At 38.4% G+C, this 16,175-nt stretch carries 13 protein-coding genes and 3 pseudogenes; 4 read left to right on the top strand and 12 right to left on the bottom strand.

The genetic code is table 11. The features are described from left to right. The first annotated feature begins 58 nt into the window (after nt 1–58). Complete coding sequence (gene ppa, locus V3224_RS15645) at nt 59–589, top strand: inorganic diphosphatase (protein WP_334471631.1); 531 nt, start codon at nt 59–61, stop codon at nt 587–589. A gap of 62 nt (nt 590–651) precedes the next feature. On the opposite strand, the gene V3224_RS15640 is transcribed toward ppa, so the two are convergent. The 6 genes from V3224_RS15640 to V3224_RS15615 all read right to left on the bottom strand — a co-directional run bounded on the left by V3224_RS15640 (nt 652) and on the right by V3224_RS15615 (nt 10,730). Next, nucleotides 652–1,002 carry a gamma-glutamylcyclotransferase family protein gene (locus tag V3224_RS15640; protein WP_334471629.1) on the bottom strand — a complete coding sequence of 117 codons (351 nt, stop codon included), beginning with the start codon at nt 1,000–1,002 and terminating at the stop codon, nt 652–654. Nucleotides 1,003–1,004: 2 nt separating this feature from the next. Further along, nucleotides 1,005–4,778, bottom strand: coding sequence for an autotransporter assembly complex protein TamB (gene tamB, locus V3224_RS15635; protein WP_334471628.1), 3,774 nt, complete (start codon nt 4,776–4,778; stop codon nt 1,005–1,007). Further along, a complete protein-coding gene (gene tamA / locus V3224_RS15630; protein WP_334471626.1) occupies nt 4,775–6,517 on the bottom strand; it encodes an autotransporter assembly complex protein TamA in 1,743 nt (580 codons plus the stop codon). The genes tamB and tamA overlap by 4 nt, the downstream gene beginning before the upstream one ends. A 447-nt stretch (nt 6,518–6,964) precedes the next feature. Continuing rightward, complete coding sequence (locus tag V3224_RS15625) at nt 6,965–7,975, bottom strand: carbon-nitrogen hydrolase family protein (protein WP_334471625.1); 1,011 nt, start codon at nt 7,973–7,975, stop codon at nt 6,965–6,967. A gap of 132 nt (nt 7,976–8,107) precedes the next feature. Then, nucleotides 8,108–10,147, bottom strand: a complete 2,040-nt coding sequence (locus tag V3224_RS15620; protein ID WP_334471623.1) for a M13 family metallopeptidase — start codon at nt 10,145–10,147, stop codon at nt 8,108–8,110. A 376-nt stretch (nt 10,148–10,523) separates the two neighbouring features. Next, entirely contained in the window at nt 10,524–10,730 is a 207-nt protein-coding gene (locus V3224_RS15615) for a DUF1107 domain-containing protein (protein WP_026821849.1), read from the bottom strand. Between the two features lie 313 nt (nt 10,731–11,043). Here V3224_RS15615 and V3224_RS30085 point away from each other — a divergent pair. The 3 genes and pseudogenes from V3224_RS30085 to V3224_RS15605 form a co-directional block, all read left to right on the top strand. Next, nucleotides 11,044–11,310, top strand: a pseudogene (locus tag V3224_RS30085) (YtfJ family protein); the annotation flags it as partial. 75 nt (nt 11,311–11,385) lie between these two features. Further along, nucleotides 11,386–12,360: pseudogene (locus tag V3224_RS15610) on the top strand (IS701 family transposase). Next, on the top strand, nt 12,342–12,626 hold the full coding sequence (locus V3224_RS15605) for a YtfJ family protein (RefSeq protein ID WP_442890627.1): 285 nt from the start codon (nt 12,342–12,344) through the stop codon (nt 12,624–12,626). The pseudogene V3224_RS15610 and the gene V3224_RS15605 overlap by 19 nt, the downstream one beginning before the upstream one ends. 57 nt (nt 12,627–12,683) lie before the next feature. Here V3224_RS15605 and cysQ read toward each other — a convergent pair. The 6 genes and pseudogenes from cysQ to rpsF all read right to left on the bottom strand — a co-directional run bounded on the left by cysQ (nt 12,684) and on the right by rpsF (nt 16,170). Continuing rightward, nucleotides 12,684–13,386 (bottom strand): annotated as a pseudogene (cysQ, locus tag V3224_RS15600) (3'(2'),5'-bisphosphate nucleotidase CysQ). A 316-nt stretch (nt 13,387–13,702) separates the two neighbouring features. Continuing rightward, a complete protein-coding gene (locus V3224_RS15595) occupies nt 13,703–14,323 on the bottom strand; it encodes an FKBP-type peptidyl-prolyl cis-trans isomerase (protein ID WP_334471615.1) in 621 nt (206 codons plus the stop codon). A gap of 408 nt (nt 14,324–14,731) precedes the next feature. Beyond that, nucleotides 14,732–15,181, bottom strand: coding sequence for a 50S ribosomal protein L9 (gene rplI, locus V3224_RS15590; protein WP_180816009.1), 450 nt, complete (start codon nt 15,179–15,181; stop codon nt 14,732–14,734). Between the two features lie 38 nt (nt 15,182–15,219). Continuing rightward, entirely contained in the window at nt 15,220–15,447 is a 228-nt protein-coding gene (gene rpsR / locus V3224_RS15585) for a 30S ribosomal protein S18 (protein ID WP_000135199.1), read from the bottom strand. A 4-nt stretch (nt 15,448–15,451) separates the two neighbouring features. After that, nucleotides 15,452–15,769 carry a primosomal replication protein N gene (priB, locus tag V3224_RS15580; RefSeq protein WP_032114571.1) on the bottom strand — a complete coding sequence of 106 codons (318 nt, stop codon included), beginning with the start codon at nt 15,767–15,769 and terminating at the stop codon, nt 15,452–15,454. Nucleotides 15,770–15,777: 8 nt separating this feature from the next. Next, complete coding sequence (rpsF, locus tag V3224_RS15575) at nt 15,778–16,170, bottom strand: 30S ribosomal protein S6 (protein ID WP_334471600.1); 393 nt, start codon at nt 16,168–16,170, stop codon at nt 15,778–15,780. Nucleotides 16,171–16,175 lie beyond the last annotated feature (5 nt).

Here is a 16,175-nt window from a genome sequence, read left to right as displayed (position 1 = left end):
CGTTTACGGCTATAATAACCGCTACTCAATTTTTAGCTTTAAATAAAGGACATTTTTTATGAGCCTAAATAATGTACCGGCAGGGAAAGAGCTGCCTGAAGATATCTATGTTATTATAGAAATTCCCGCGAATGCGGATCCGATAAAATATGAAGTAGATAAAAAATCTGGCGCCATCTTTGTCGATCGTTTTATGTCTACCGCTATGTTTTATCCCTGTAATTATGGTTATATCAATCATACTCTCTCCTTGGATGGCGATCCCGTTGATGTTTTAGTTCCAACACCTTATCCGCTACAACCAGGAGCAGTAATTCGTTGTCGCCCAATCGGGGTATTAAAAATGACCGATGAATCGGGTGAAGATGCAAAATTGGTTGCGGTGCCTCATTCTAAATTAACTAAAGAATATGATCATATTAAAGATATTAACGATTTACCTGAATTACTACGCGCTCAAATTAAACATTTCTTTGAACACTATAAAGATTTAGAACAAGGCAAATGGGTAAAAGTGGATGGTTGGGAAAATGTTGATGCGGCAAAAGCTGAAATTCTTTCTTCTTTTGAACGCGCAGCTAAAAAATAACCATTATAGAGTTTTAATTAGATCCCCTTTATCAGCGATAAACGGGATCTGGTTAGAAAAATTTATTTGCTTTTTCCATCACGCCTTAGCCAATCACCACTTTCAATTCGGCGTAAACCATCTACCGAAAGTTTATAAAGATAAATCCATGCATTACCATAAGGTGTAGGTATCAATTCTCTTACATAATCCTGAGAGTTCCTTTTTAATTCATCAAGTTCAGTCAAAATGGATGGTGTAATACGATAAACTTCACACTCTATCGTCCCTTCACCACGTATTACTGCAGGGTAATAACCTAAGTCATAAATCTCATAACCTTCCAACCTATACTGTCCTAACAGCTGAGCATAAGTCATCCAATGATGATTTCCCTGATTACGCCTTAAACTACCATAAACAATTATACGCATAATTAAAACTCAAACTGATAAAGCAGATCTAGTGCCTGGTCCACGCCAGACACAGCTTCTAGATACAATTTTGGCATCAAACGATAGCGTAGTGTTAATGTAGCAAGAGAATTAAATATCCCTACGCCATATTTAACTTGCAAATCATTCGTTATCTTACCACTCACGACAACTTGAGATTGGTCACCAACGCCCTGAGTATCTAATGCTAAGTCGGAAACACCAAATGTTTCACCAATACTTCCCAATAATTTTCCGCTCTTGGAAACTCCCAGACTAATCAGCAAAGCAGCCATATGAGTACTATCTGCGCCACTACTATTTAACCCTTCACCTCTCAGTAAGTAAGACAGAGCTTCCTCCTGCGATTTAACTGGCTCGGAGAAAATCGTTGCTTTTGGTTTATCAGCCAAGCCTGTAACTCTTACCCCCGCAATCACATTATCATTGGTACTATCTGGATTGCGGATCGCTTCTACATTTAAGAATGGCTGATCAACGGGGCCGGAAAATAAAATTTGTCCTTTTCGCACAATTAGATCTTGCCCATATGCATGAAATCGACCTTCAGGAATATCAATCTGGCCATTTAAACCCAGCCCTTGCTTATCTTGGATAACTTTCAATATTCCTGTTAATCGCGCTTTTAAGCCAAATGCATCCAAACGAACATCATTTCCAATTTTAATCTGTAGATTAGTTAATATCGGAATTGATATACCTTTTTTCTCAATTGGATGTAAATTTGCATCTAACATCACCTCATCTGATGAAACGCCAACTGCTGATTCTGGTAATTCTTGTACCGTAATACGTGCCCAAGGAATATTTACATTGCCATTGAGACTTAATAAATTAGGCGTAGCTTCAAAAACAATATCCGGCTCCACGTCAATACGAACCATTGGCGGTAATGTTATCCGCAATTTGTTACCTGTGGCAGAAATTCTCGCTTGCCAGGCTTTAATATTACGCCAATCCGCTTCTCCAACTAACTTCAAATAACCTTCAGGTGTATTAATACGTCCTGTCAATTGAGAGCGAGTTCCCATAAAATCCAGTTTGAGGAACCCCTGATTGATATCAAATGGAAACCAGTGTCCTTTTGCTGCTACATTAGAAAGCGCCAAATTACCATTTAATAACGGCTGCTTCATATTGCCAGACAACCTTAAATCGGCATTCAAATTGCCATCTAACCTTTCACCATTACTTAAAATTGGACGAATTAAGGCTAATGAAATATCGTTAATATTAATACTACCCGATAATCTACGACTTTGTTCCAGATCGTCAATCCGTATATTGCCTGAAAATTTGCCATTATTGGTAATTTGTATTAACCACTGTAATACTGCCTTACCGTTACTCATATCTGCATTCAAGCTTAGCGTTTGAAATTCAACGGGTAACAATGATCCTTCAATCAATTGTTTGATTTTGACGCCATTACCAAACAAATTTACTTTCACCTGCGGCGAATGCCCATCGGCATACCAACTCACTTTCGCATCACCATCAAAACTGCCAGCTAGCTGAGTTTCCGCTGGCAAAAAGGGTTTGAGTAGTGCTAAATCAAACTGCTGTAGCAGAATATCTGCATTACCGGATTTACCAATTTTAGCCATTTTAGACAAACAAAAGTGCCCTTTAGTATTTAGCCAACAATGAGGCGAAACTGTGACTTCCTGTTGCTGATTGGCATACTCAATTGACACCGCCCGACTTAACTGCCATTCACCGATCGGGGTGTTAAATAACGTATTATCTAACACACCTTGCCATAACGCTTTCTGTCGATCAAAACTGCCTTTCAGGGTTAAGTGACCTGAAATGGGTTTTCCATCGATATTGATGTTAACACTATGCTGCTGCTCATTACCTTTAGCATCCAAGGTGAAATTATGAACAACTAAATCTGCCTGTTTCAACTGCTGAACAGCAGCAATTAGTTGGCCATGGATCTGTTTATCAGAACGGATATCACCTTGAATAGTTGCTTTATCGATAGCTAAGCCATCTTGCCATTTAACGCTATGAGCTGCGATATCAACCAGTAATTGAGGTGACTTTAAATCACCTCGTAATTTTAATTGTCCTTTTATTACTCCGGCTAAACCAGGTAATACACCATCGAGAGCTGGCGCATCAATTATCCCATCTAGTTGCCAGCTGTCACTCAGATGTCCATTAATATCTAATTTGTTGCGTCCGAGTAAGATATTGAAAACGGGAATGTTCCATTGACCTGCGGCATTGCCACTTATCTGTCCACGTGTGCGTAATAAATGACCTTTTACATTACCATCAAGGGTAATTTCAGGAATTTTTAATTGCCAGCTACCACCATGTAAACTGCCAGTCGTGACGATTTTACCCTGCAATTTAACTGGCCATTGTGGCCACTGTTTTGCAGTATTAATATCGGATAAAGTTAATAACCCATTCCAACTTATCGCTTTACTCCAATCGATAATACCGGTTAATTCTGTTTTTCCCTGCAACGCATTCAATCGCAAACGCGTTAACCGAAACTGTTGTTCATTCCCTTTAGCATCAAGCGTTAACAACGTCGGTGGCAAATCCCGTCCATTAATATCAGTTCGGAATGAGAGATCATAACCTGTCACCATACCATTTAAACGTAAACGTAGATCTTTTAAACGATATTCTGGCTCACCTTGTAGTGGCCAATTAAGCTGCTGGCTCTCTAAGGTTAATTGAATTGGCAATCCTGCCTGTGATAAGGCTGCTTCAGCGACCAAATTAGCCTTGATGGGACCCGTTAAACTTAACATTAATTTAAGGTGTTGTAATAAAGCCCCCTCCAGTTTTAAATCAACTTGTTGCCCCTTAAGATCGTTAAGATAGGATTCAGCTTGAACAGCAGTATTGACCGGCCACTGCTGAGCCAAATTAGCATCACCGGTAATAGTGATCTTGCCTTCAGGCATCACAACAACAAATTGTTTGATAGCTATCTGCTGATTTTGTACGCTCGCCATTAATGTCAAATTATCAATTGCCACCTTAGTATCACCACTTAAATACCAGCTTACTCCTCGGATCTGCTCGATATTAATATCGATAGGTAAAACGACTTCAGGTAAGTTAGCTAATAAAGGCTCAGCAAATAGTGCTTTTAATGTTTCCGCGGGTGATTTATCGGCTACCTGATCGCTGGTTTTTATTACTGCTTTTGCTGTCGCTTTATTTTCTTCCACTAAAGTTTTTGGCAAATTAACCACTAATCCATTAATTGTCGTTGGTTTAATTGTTAACAGATTAGCTTGCCAATCAGCCGCCATGGTTAATTCAGCCAGCGACATCTGGCTGTTATCGAGCTGAATATTGATATTTTTTAGTGTTAACTGATTTAACAAAATAGGATAGGGCGTTGACAATTTAGTCAATGGAGTTGAGTTGGCTAGCTCTTCGGTAGATGCAAAGGCTTTGCTATCAATCTTAACATCGACGCCGTCAGTTGAAATATTATTAACACACAATTGAAAACGTTTTAAACAGTTAACTTCGAGTGAAAGATTAAACTTATCAACATCAACATTAATACCCTTGGTTCGATAACGAACTCCCTGCAAATTTAAATCACTCCAGCCACCGGAAATGGTCGCAATTTCTAATCCTGGCAACCAACGCACTGCTGTATTAAGGGCAAAATGTAAGCCTGATTGGATGGTAACTATCCAACCAATCATCGTTAATAATATTAGTAACAAAAACAATAAGACCAGGCTAATGCGTTTTACCCATTTCATAGCTCAGCACCTAACCCAATATAAAATTGTACTTTGCTATAATCGGGATCACCGACCGGCGCAGCAATATCCAATTTAATAGGCCCAACCGGTGAAACCCAGCGAATACCTACGCCAGCGCCAACTTTAAAATCATCTTTACTAAAATCATTTACCGCCTCACCACCATCAACAAATATTGCGCCCCACCAGTTACCTGTCACATTATATTGATATTCCAGTGAGCCAACGGCTAATTTTGAAGCACCGGTTAATTTTCCTTGGCTATTGGTGGGTGAAATTTTTTGATAACCATAACCTCTAATACTGCGATCACCACCAGCAAAAAAACGCAGATCAGGTGGGACTTTGTCAAATCGATTAGTTTCTATCCAACCAAGATGGCCTCTTACCACAAAACGATGCCCTTTCCAGGGTGTTCTTATCCAAACATTTTGTGCTTGTAATACCACAAAATCGATATCTGAAGCCCAAGTAGTATTAGAAATATCAATAGTATATCGCTGGCTATCCCCCCAATAGGGCATAGCACCACCTCGCTGTCGCATCCGGCTAAGGCTGGCTCCAGGATACAGAAGCATAGTAGTATTGGTTATATTTGCCTGGGTAAAATGGCTAAGACTCCAGCGCAAATTAACGCCATATTGCCAACCTTTATAATAATCCCAATTCCTTAATAAATTCAGCGTTGTGGTATCAGACTGAGTATCATTTAGGTCAGTACGTTTAAAGCCCGCCTGAACGGCATAATATTGTTCTAATGGACTCTTTTTTAGCGGAATTTTATAGCTGGCATCAATAATTTGTTCAGGTTGCGAAAGACTAAGGCTGGAAGTAGAACTCTGTCCTCTAGAATTAATCCAGGGTTTATTCCAAGTAGCTTTGACTCGGGGACCTACATCGGTCGAATAACCACCACCTAATTCAACATGATTACGCGCACGTGGCGTTAAGACTGCGTCCATTGGCAGAATATGCGTGCCTTTTTCACGAGCTTTAGTAATATCAGGGGTCACAATTGCGGAATTGAACCAAACAGTATTGACTAACCGTTGATTGAATTCAGCCAATTGTTCAGAGGCATAATAGTCTCCCTGTTTAAAGGGAACAATATTATTTAGATAATCTTCGCGAATTTGAGAGCCTTCATATTTGATGGCACCGAAGCGATAACGCTCACCACTATTGAAATCAAATATCCAGTAAGAAGCCCTGTGAGCCAATGAGACCCCTAACTGACTTTTCTTCATTTCTGCATCAAAATAACCTTTACGCACTGCCAGCCGACTAAATCCCTGTTTGAAATCTTCATAATCGCCATGATTAAGAATAATTCCTTTTGGTGGCGTATTGCGAGCTATCATTTCCGCATAATCTTTATCATATTTAGCCGCCCCATTTAACGTTATACTAACATTTTCAACATGAACAGGTTTTCCAGGATCAACTTTAGCTGTCAAAACGGGTCGAGAAGGAGGCTGAAATTCCTGATAAGAGAATTCAATGGTGGGTTCATAATAACCTAACGGTCTTAATCCTAAACGAATTGCTTTATCAACTCTGACCTGGAAACGGCCATCTGGGGCAATTTCATCCTGAGTGATATTTGAGAGCTGAATACGAACGTTTTTTTCAAGTTCTCCTGTCAATCCTTCAACTTTTAAACGAAGATTGGCACCATTGGCAACTGACACTACCATCGACATACAAAGAAAACAAAGCAAAGAATATCTTGGCACGCCAACTCCTAATGGAAAATAGACTTTATAACAATAAAAAACTCACTCATTTTGGTTAAATTAAACAAGATATACAAGACATTAATAATAAATAATGCAATCTTTTTCTGTCCATTTAAGCCGCAATAATGGCTATTGAATAGCACGCTAAAACATTTTTAACTGATAAGACTATCGGTCTGTTTATTTTTATATCGTCAAGCCAAAATTTATGCACGAAATACCTTATTAAAAAAATAGCAATTTTCTTGCAAAAAACGAAATGCAAAACATTTTCTTAACCATGAAAAAGTTTAGAAAGGCATATAAATAGAAGATAGACTGAAAAAATAATTACCACCTAACCACAAATTTTAGTCACTATCTCACCGTTAAAACAGATAAATACAGTCAAGTGGATATATTAGAATTGATCACTACATTTGTTCAATTAACAGTCAGAATATTCTAATTCGCCTGAACTTCTTCACTCCCTGGCAATACAATCTGTTTTGTATATATTAGTTCAATAAAAGAAGCGGCTTTAATCGATAACGGGCGATTAGCCGCAGGATTAAATAATAAGCTAGTTACGTCTGGACGTGAATAATGCCCGACCGGATCGGCGATAGCTTTGGCGAAGGTAATTGAAGCAGGGTCAAGCGTAGCTAACAGTAATCCTTCCTCATTTTCTGCCAAGGGGGTTGTTAGCTCACTGCCATCTGGACCAAATATACGTGCATAGCCGCCACCTGCTTTTAACAAGTTCCGTTTAATTTTATCTGTACATAACTGTTCAATTATCTGCTCTGACACAATGGCACACGGTGCAATAACAAAACATTGCCCTTCTACTGCATAGGATCCTGAAAGCGCGATATTGACTTCAGGGCTCAAAGCAGCTGTTATATCGCAATAAAGGCTAAAACTAGGCCAAGACCCTATATGAATTTGCTCATGCTGAGCATACATAACATAACGCGTTAACGGTTGTATGTGTTCCCAACAACACAATGCCCCAATCACACCTAATTCAGTGGTAAACGTTTTTAGCGATGAACCATCACTTTCACCAAATAGAGTGAGCTCAACATGACTCGGTTTAAGTTTTCGCCGCACACCGACCGTTTCCCCCGTATTACTGATGAGCCATTGAACCATATAAAGCGTACCATGATCTCTTTCACTCAAGCCCAATAGCAACCAAATATTATTCTCTTTAGCAACCGAAGCGATACGCTTTGCCTGTTCACTGCCTAATACTAAAGAATTTTGATAAACCAATGGAGTTAATGCCGCAGGTGACTCCAACCAAAGAAACCAAGGATAACCAGGTAGCCAATTTTCCGGAAAAGCGATCAATTCCGCCCCTCTACTGGCCGCTTCTTTTATTAAATCGATAGTTTTATCAATAGTTCCTTCCAAATCCATAAATACAGGAGCTGCCTGTACACAAGCAACGGTGATTGATTTATCCATTATTAATTCACCTCATTGTTGAATATCACATATCGTTTATGTTTGCGATTATACAAATGAAGTGTTTCTAACGTTATTACCCGAAAGCAGCAAGTTTATCAGGCTCTACGCTATAGAGCCTGATATTGAAGTCTACCAGATATGGATTCGATCTTTAGGTGCCAGATAAAGCTTATGCTCTTTTTCTACATTAAATGCTGCATACCAATCATCCATATTGCGTACCACACCGTTGGCGCGATAGGGGTTCGGACTATGGGGATCAGCCATAATCTTATTACGCTCTAACTCTTTATTAGCTAACTCGCGCCAAGTTCTCGCCCAGGCTATAAAGAAGCGTTGTAATCCCGTCATTCCATCGATAATCGGCGGTTCACCATTCGGATAATGTTCTTTAGAAAATTGCTTATAAGCATTGAGGGCAATATTTAATCCACCGAGATCACCAATATTTTCACCTAGGGTAAGTTTACCGTTAACAGCTAAACCATCAATTTTAAACCCGTTATACTGCTTAATAAGTTTGGCGGTTTTTTCTTTAAAATGCTGCTGTGAAGCCGTTGACCACCAGTTTCTTAAGTGCCCTGTTCCGTCATAAAGACGGCCTTGATCGTCAAAACCATGTCCCATCTCATGCCCGATCACCGCACCAATGGCACCATAGTTATAAGCAGGATCAGCATTTTGATCAAAAAATGGCGCTTGCAAAATAGCCGCCGGGAAAACAATTTCATTCTGAACTGGATTATAATAAGCGTTAATTGTTTGTGGCGTCATCCCCCATTCCCACTTTCTGACTTTTTCACCGATCCGGCTCATATTATCTTGATAGAGCCAGTTTTGTACTTGCAGATAATTGTCGAATAATGTATCTGGTTGCAAATGCAACGTACTAAAATCATGCCATTTTTCAGGGTAACCAATTTTAACCGTAAATTGGTTAAGTTTTTTGAGTGCTTCTTGGCAAGTCCGTTTATCCATCCAGTCATTATTTTGCAAACGTGTTTTAAACGTTCCTTTAACATAACTCACCAGATTTTGGATCTTATTTTTAGCATCAGGATCAAAATATGTTGCAACATAAAGCTGCCCCAACGGCTCCCCTTGTAGTTTATTCACGACTTCTAATGCCCGTTCTTTACGTGAACGCTGCTGTTTAATACCATTTAATCGAGTTGAATAAAAATTAAATCGAGCATCAGAAAACGCTTGATTCAAGTAATTGGCTTTACTACTCAGATAATTGAAAACTAAGTAGTCTTGTAGGGTAGATAGTGGGGTATTAGCCAATATTTTTGCCAGCTGTTCAACTGCACTGTCATTTTCTACAATAACTTTCGCCAACTGTTCATCTGAAAGTTTCCATTGTTGAATAAACCCCTGCCATTGATAATCTGGCGTAAACTTTTTCAATTGGCTAAGCGTCATCGGATGATAATTTTTCAACGTGTCACGTTCAGCTTCTGGTGTCCAATGAACTTTTGCTAACGATTTTTCTAACGCAAAAATCTGCTTAGCCTTTAACTGTGCTTCTTTTTCGCCTTCTCCCGCTAAATGTAAAATAGTGGCAATATAAGCGACGTAATCGTGACGGATAGTCTCCATCTGTTTAGTGTTATCCAGATAGTAATTTCTATTTGGTAGGCCTAAACCACCTTGTCCCAGATAAAGAACATAGCTATCAGGTACTTTTGCATCCAACCCAACCCAATAGGAAATAAATGGCATATAACCTGGTTTTGCCATCAAATTAGTAATATCAGCGTGAGTTTTTGCCTGCTTGATAGCATTCAGGGCATTTTGTACCGGCGTTAAACCTGTTTTTTCAACTACCGTTTCATTTAAATAACTACGATAAAGATTACGAATATTGCGTTGATTATGATTAAGCTCACTTTCCGGTTGAACTTCAAGTTTATTTATCAGTGCTTGCAGCTGTTTTTCTGTTTTGAGATATAACTCAACAAAGGAATTAATACGTGACATTCCAGCTGGGATTTTTGTATAAGCTATCCAATCTTGATTAACATATTGATAAAAATCATTACCCGGAGAAATGGAATCAGACAGTATGATTTTTTGTTCACCGTAAGTAACGTCTTTGGCAACAGCAAAGGAGGAGACTGTCAGAGCAGACAGACTAATAAGTAGTGCTAAAACAGTTTTTTGCATAGGAGAAAACCTTTCTCTTCTTTGAGATTGATATGTTCCATCAACAAGTGTTGATAAGCTGATAAAGTATATATACTACTTCAATTTTTTAACAAAAACGCACACATAAATTTAATTTTGTTTAAAGTTATAATCTTTATATTAATCAAAACATCGCTGTTGACAGATCCAAGACCAAATTATTAAACGCCAGCCACAAAATGAAATGTGATTGGTAAGCATTAAATTTAACATGAAGCGAATAAAGCGAAGTATAGTAAAACACTTTTTGCTAATCCGATCTGTCGTAAAACTTATGGATTAAAATTGTTAGGTCATGATTAGTTTATATTTTATTTGCGCCACTGAGGATGTGGCGCACAACTTATCAGATGAGTTAACCTATTTCTGTCTGGAGGATAAGGACTTCTTTATTGATTTCATTCATTATGTTGAAATGCCGCTTATCTTTAATTCTAGGGGGTAATATCTTTCCTTTGTCAAATTCAAATACTCCCATATCTTTGATATACAATCGACCACGAAATAATATCTTAACGTAACGCGCAATCTTCAGTGGGTTATAACGGTGAAAAATCTTCATTCAACTTTTTCCTCCCCTTTGTTGATCTTGAAGTCACAAAAATGTGATTCATGACACATTTTATAATCATAGACTCTGGTTACAAGCTTTAGTTCTCCTTTTCCAATAAGATTTAACGATTTTACATAACATGATAACGGGTTAAATAGTTTTGAATAATCATTACAATATTTTTCATTTGAAGCCTTAACAACTTTTGCTGTATGTGCTAAAGCAGCTCTCTATAACAAAGACATTATATTTAAGATTGACTATGCTAATAAACGAGGATAATCATCAATAACCAGTTTAGAAAAGATTAACGAGGAGTACTATGTTAAAAAAGATCATACCAATAGTAATTTTATTAACTCACCCTTTTTCTGCATTAACAGCCATCTTACAAATTAATAAGCCGGTGCCTGCCGTAACTGTCACCGATCGAGGTGAACTTTTGTTAAACGAAAAGGGTAAACTTATTTATCAAGATTGGCGCAGCAAGGAACTTGTTGGCAAAACAAGAACGATCCTGCATATTGCCGGGCGCCTTTCCGCTAAAGAGCTCAATGAGCCATTAATAGAGGCAATTAAACAAAAGAAATTTGATCACGAGTTTCGCAATCTCCAAAAAAGAAGTATAAATTTAAAAACAAGAAAAAATCAGGGTGTTCATATTTTGTCGGGTTATCCATGTATTAAAGATATCTATAAAACATTCTTACAAGTAAGCAGTTTAAGATACTCTGGTTTAGCGTTATCAGAAGTAAGCACATCGCCTTTATCTCATGACACTGTTAGCCGATGGCTAAAAAGTAGATGTTTTAGACCTAAAGACCTATGGCGATTAGTTGAACCTTCTATAGACAAAAAAAGCCCTTTCGTACTAATTGCCGATGATACATTGATTGCCAAAACACGTAGTAAAAAAATAGAGATAGTCCATTCTCAATATTCAGGTAATGAACATGAGGTTATTGCTGGCATAGGTTTAGTTAATTTGCTTTGGCATGATCTGACGAAGGTTGAATCAATTCCTATCAATTATCTTATTTATGATAAAGATTCTGATAGAAAAACAAAAAACACGCACTTTTCCGAAATGCTCACTCTTGCTAAAAAAAGAGGGATCATGCCAGAAGCCGTAGTGATGGATGCTTGGTATTCTAGCCTGGATAACCTGAAATCAATTCGCTCTCATGGTTGGATCTGGGTAAACACGCTGAGGAAAAATAGGATTGTTAACCATAACAAACAACTGAACAAGTTAGACATCTCAGAAGAAGGAACGTCAATACACTTGCGAGGATATGGTTGGGTAACCGTTTTCAAATTTACAGCCAAAAACGGCCGTATTGATTACATAGTAACAAACAAAGAGAATCCCACCCGTCAATACCTCAAATCTATCATGGATGCCCGTTGGTCTGTTGAAGTTTATCATCGAGAAGTTAAACAAAACTGTGGTATTGAACGCTGTCAGGCTCGCACGAGCTGAGCGCAAAGAAATCATATTTTTCTCGCTATTTCTGCGTGGTTTGAACAACATAAACGTCGTATATCTGAAAAAATAACCCTTTATCAACAAAATTGGGACGTAACCAAAAGTGCTATTACTGAGCAAATCCGTGTTTTATTAGCGTACCCAAATTAGTTTTGTGCGAAACTCGTGTTGATCAGAAAAAATATCAGACAACAACAATAATAAATACTGATGATACAATTCTAGGAACCGGCTTTTTTGTTCGCAGTAGTATTGAAGACAGTAAGCGAGAATTCCCGTTTTCTCAAATTATTGTGGATAATAATGGTGTAGTTAAAAAAACCTGGCAGCTAAAACCCAAGAGTTCTACCATCATCGTATTAAATAAAAAGGGTGACGTATTATTTGCTAAAGATGGTGCTCTAACATCTGAATAGACAAATAACGTTATTAAATTGATTGAAACACAATTAAAAAAATAATTAATTAAACCATCAGAATATTGACACTCTAAATCCCGGATTAATAAATGATTCTCTGGGGGAATAGTCTAATGTTCTACCATTCCAATCCGTCACTTTAGCACCTGCCGCTTGGGCGATCGCATGTCCTGCGGCAGTATCCCAAATATGAGTGGGACCAAATCGCGGATAAAGCTGTGCTTTGCCTTCAGCAATAAGACAAAATTTTAGTGAAGAACCCATCACCATAACTTCATGCTGCCCCATTTGTGCCAAATAATCAGTCAATTCTTTATCTTGAGAAGAACGGCTAATAACAATTAGCGGGGGATGCCCATTAGCAACATGAAGTGATTGTTTTACTCCATCCACTATTTTCCATGCCGCCCCTTGCTCACTAGCATAAAGCACATTTTGCTGGCGCATAAATAATCCCCATAACAGGAGAACCCGACTGAATTAAAGCAATATTAACGGTAAATTCACCATTTCTATGAATAAACTCTTTAGTTCCATCGAGCGGATCCACTAACCAATAGCTTTCCCAATGACAGCGCTCTTGCCAAGCCGGTGGATCTTCTTCAGAGAGTAGCGGAATATGTGGAGTTATACTTGTCAATCCAGTTTTAATAATTTGGTGAGCAATAAGATCGGCTTCAGTCACCGGAGAGCTATCTTTTTTGTGCTTAACAGCAAGTTGTTGTGCACTTTCATAGATACACGAGTTTCGCACCAATAAAAAAACGCTCTATTTTTAAGTTTAATTCAGCATAATATATAAATAGAAAAAATCTCATAAATTAAAAATAACTTATTGTAATTTAAGTAAATTTATACGTCTTAGCAAGTTACAGATTAATTATTGTTCTGAAGCCATTTCTAGAATTTTATATGCCCGTGCGAAACTCGTGAGATAGTCATAATTGCGCTACCTGCTTCTTTCGCCAAATCACATATTTGCTCAAGCATAATATATCTCGGAAAACGGCATAGATTATTTATCGAATTATCTTATTAATACACCAACTAACTCGATGACAAGTAAAACTTAATTATATAATTCCTAGTAATTCAACTTCGAATATTAACGTGCTAAAAGGTGGAATAGCGGCACCAGCACCACGTTCACCATAGGCTAAATTATGCGGAATATAAAGTTCCCACTTTGATCCTCTAGGCATCAATGTTAACGCCTCAATCCAGCCAGCAATCACACCATTAACAGGAAATTCTGCTGGTTGCCCTCGATCTTTTGAACTATCAAAAATCGTACCATCGATTAATCGACCAGTATAATGAACACGAACCCGATCTGCTTTAGCCGGGACCGGGCCTTCACCTTGTTTTAATATACTAAATTGTAATCCTGATTCCGTAGTATTGAATTCCTCACGTTGCTGATTGTTGTCCAAAAAATTTTGTCCTTCCACCGCCGCAGCTTGCTGAAATTCACGCCGCTGAGCATCCGCGCGTTCATGGATCTCTCGTAATGCTCTATGCAAAGCTTCAACAGGAACCACCGGCGTTTTACTATGTAATGCATCACATAAACCCGCAAGTAAAGCTTCTGGCTGAATGCCTTCCAAGCCTGATTCTAAAAGCTGTTGACCAACTTGAAGACCAATGCCATAACTTGCCTGAGTTTCAATTGAATCAAATGCCTGATCTGTCATAACAGCTCCTATTTATTAAATTATAAATAATAATAAAGAATAACAGTCTCAAATAAATGGATAAATAACCATATAAAATAAATCTAGTTAAAAATAATATTCTAATTTTATATCAATTCATTAATTTTATAATACTAAAAACCTAAAGGTGGGATTTCAGTTTGAAAAATAAATTTTATTCCTAAATATAATATCTATAAATGATAATATATGAACAGTGACAATTTCATGAATTAAAATTATCGACTACCAGCCAAAAATTCCTCTAACACTCGGCAGAGATAAAAAAGTAAAACAATTGACTTTGTACGATTGATTAATAGCAACAATGATTTAGCTGATAGAAATCGGAACAAAAACACCAGCATCAGCTGGTGTTTTTGTTTGTGCATAATAATCAGAAAGCAATTATTCAGCAATAATATTCACATTCAGTTTTGCAAATACATCACTATGCACTTGGAAATGAACTTCATGTTCACCAACAGTACGCAATACACCATTTGGTAAGCGAACTTCGCTTTTCATAACCTCAACACCGGCAGCAGTGACCGCCTGAGCAATATCACGAGTCCCGATCGAACCAAACAATTTACCTTCATCACCGGCTTTAGAGGCGATGGTTACTGTTGCTAATGAATTAATTTTTTCAGCGCGCCCTTCCGCAACAGCCAGAACATCGGCTAATTTAGCTTCTAATTCGGCACGGCGTGCTTCAAAAAATTCAACATTCTTTTTAGTTGCAGGAACAGCTTTTCCCAGCGGAACTAAATAGTTACGAGCATAACCCGCTTTAACATCAACTTTGTCACCCAGGCTACCCAGGTTTGCTACTTTATCCAGCAGAATAATTTGCATTACCTTATCCTCTTTAAGTCGTTAATGGACCGTACCAATTACTGATGACGATCAGTATATGGCAACAGAGACAGGTAACGCGCGCGCTTGATAGCACGAGCGAGCTGACGCTGGTACTTTGCACGAGTACCAGTGATACGACTTGGTACAATTTTACCACTTTCAGTGATATAGTTTTTTAGCGTTGCGATATCTTTATAATCAATCTCTTGAACGCCTTCCGCTGTGAAACGGCAGAACTTACGACGGCGGAAATAACGTGCCATTTGGCTAGTCTCCAGAATCTATCAATTCAATCTGCTCGGCGTGAAGCACCAAGTTATTCAAGCCATTAGCGCCCTGATGGCTACTAATAAAACCGATAACTGTGATCCAACTACCGACCGTTATACTGTGAGTAAACTGTTGTAATTTTTGTCCGCTGGCGATGATGGTTATTCTACACCATACTTGCCGATTAAAACCGGCTTCCTGCTGCTGTGAACGATGTTCGAGCACAAACTGGCAGTGAGGAACCCCAGCTGGACTGACTTTTCTTATCGGCGCATTACAGATTTTGCCTGACAGCACCAATCGATTAGTATTCACAACCAAATTTACTCTTCAGAATCCTCAGCAACCTCAATTCCTTCCAGGTCTTCATCAACCAAATCACGACTGCGACGATCGTCTTTGGCTTTAACCATTGGAGAAGCTTCAGTAAACGCATGCTTAACACGCATAATCATGCTGCGGACAACGGTATCATTGAAGCGGAAGTTTGTTTCTAACTCATCAATCACTTCTTGCGGCGCTTCAACGTTCATCAGAACATAGTGTGCTTTGTGCAATTTATTGATTGGATAAGCCAATTGACGGCGACCCCAGTCTTCCAAGCGATGGATTTGACCTTGCGCTTCGGTGATAGAACTACTATAACGCTCAATCATACCTGCAACTTGCTCGCTTTGGTCCGGATGAACCATAAAAACGATTTCGTAATGACGCATGAGTT

This window comes from Arsenophonus sp. PmNCSU2021_1 (assembly GCF_036919435.1).
Classification (GTDB): domain Bacteria; phylum Pseudomonadota; class Gammaproteobacteria; order Enterobacterales; family Enterobacteriaceae; genus Arsenophonus; species Arsenophonus nilaparvatae.
This window is presented reverse-complemented; position numbering and strand designations above follow the sequence as displayed.

Coding starts and splice junctions, on each gene's coding strand:
- V3224_RS15615 (WP_026821849.1), bottom strand. CDS start 10,730: ATGAAGATTTTTCACCGTTATAACCCACTGAAGATTGCGCGTTACGTT.
- V3224_RS15625 (WP_334471625.1), bottom strand. CDS start 7,975: ATGGATAAATCAATCACCGTTGCTTGTGTACAGGCAGCTCCTGTATTT.
- V3224_RS15595 (WP_334471615.1), bottom strand. CDS start 14,323: ATGACAGATCAGGCATTTGATTCAATTGAAACTCAGGCAAGTTATGGC.
- tamB (WP_334471628.1), bottom strand. CDS start 4,778: ATGAAATGGGTAAAACGCATTAGCCTGGTCTTATTGTTTTTGTTACTA.
- rplI (WP_180816009.1), bottom strand. CDS start 15,181: ATGCAAATTATTCTGCTGGATAAAGTAGCAAACCTGGGTAGCCTGGGT.
- rpsF (WP_334471600.1), bottom strand. CDS start 16,170: ATGCGTCATTACGAAATCGTTTTTATGGTTCATCCGGACCAAAGCGAG.
- ppa (WP_334471631.1), top strand. CDS start 59: ATGAGCCTAAATAATGTACCGGCAGGGAAAGAGCTGCCTGAAGATATC.
- V3224_RS15620 (WP_334471623.1), bottom strand. CDS start 10,147: ATGCAAAAAACTGTTTTAGCACTACTTATTAGTCTGTCTGCTCTGACA.
- V3224_RS15640 (WP_334471629.1), bottom strand. CDS start 1,002: ATGCGTATAATTGTTTATGGTAGTTTAAGGCGTAATCAGGGAAATCAT.
- rpsR (WP_000135199.1), bottom strand. CDS start 15,447: ATGGCACGTTATTTCCGCCGTCGTAAGTTCTGCCGTTTCACAGCGGAA.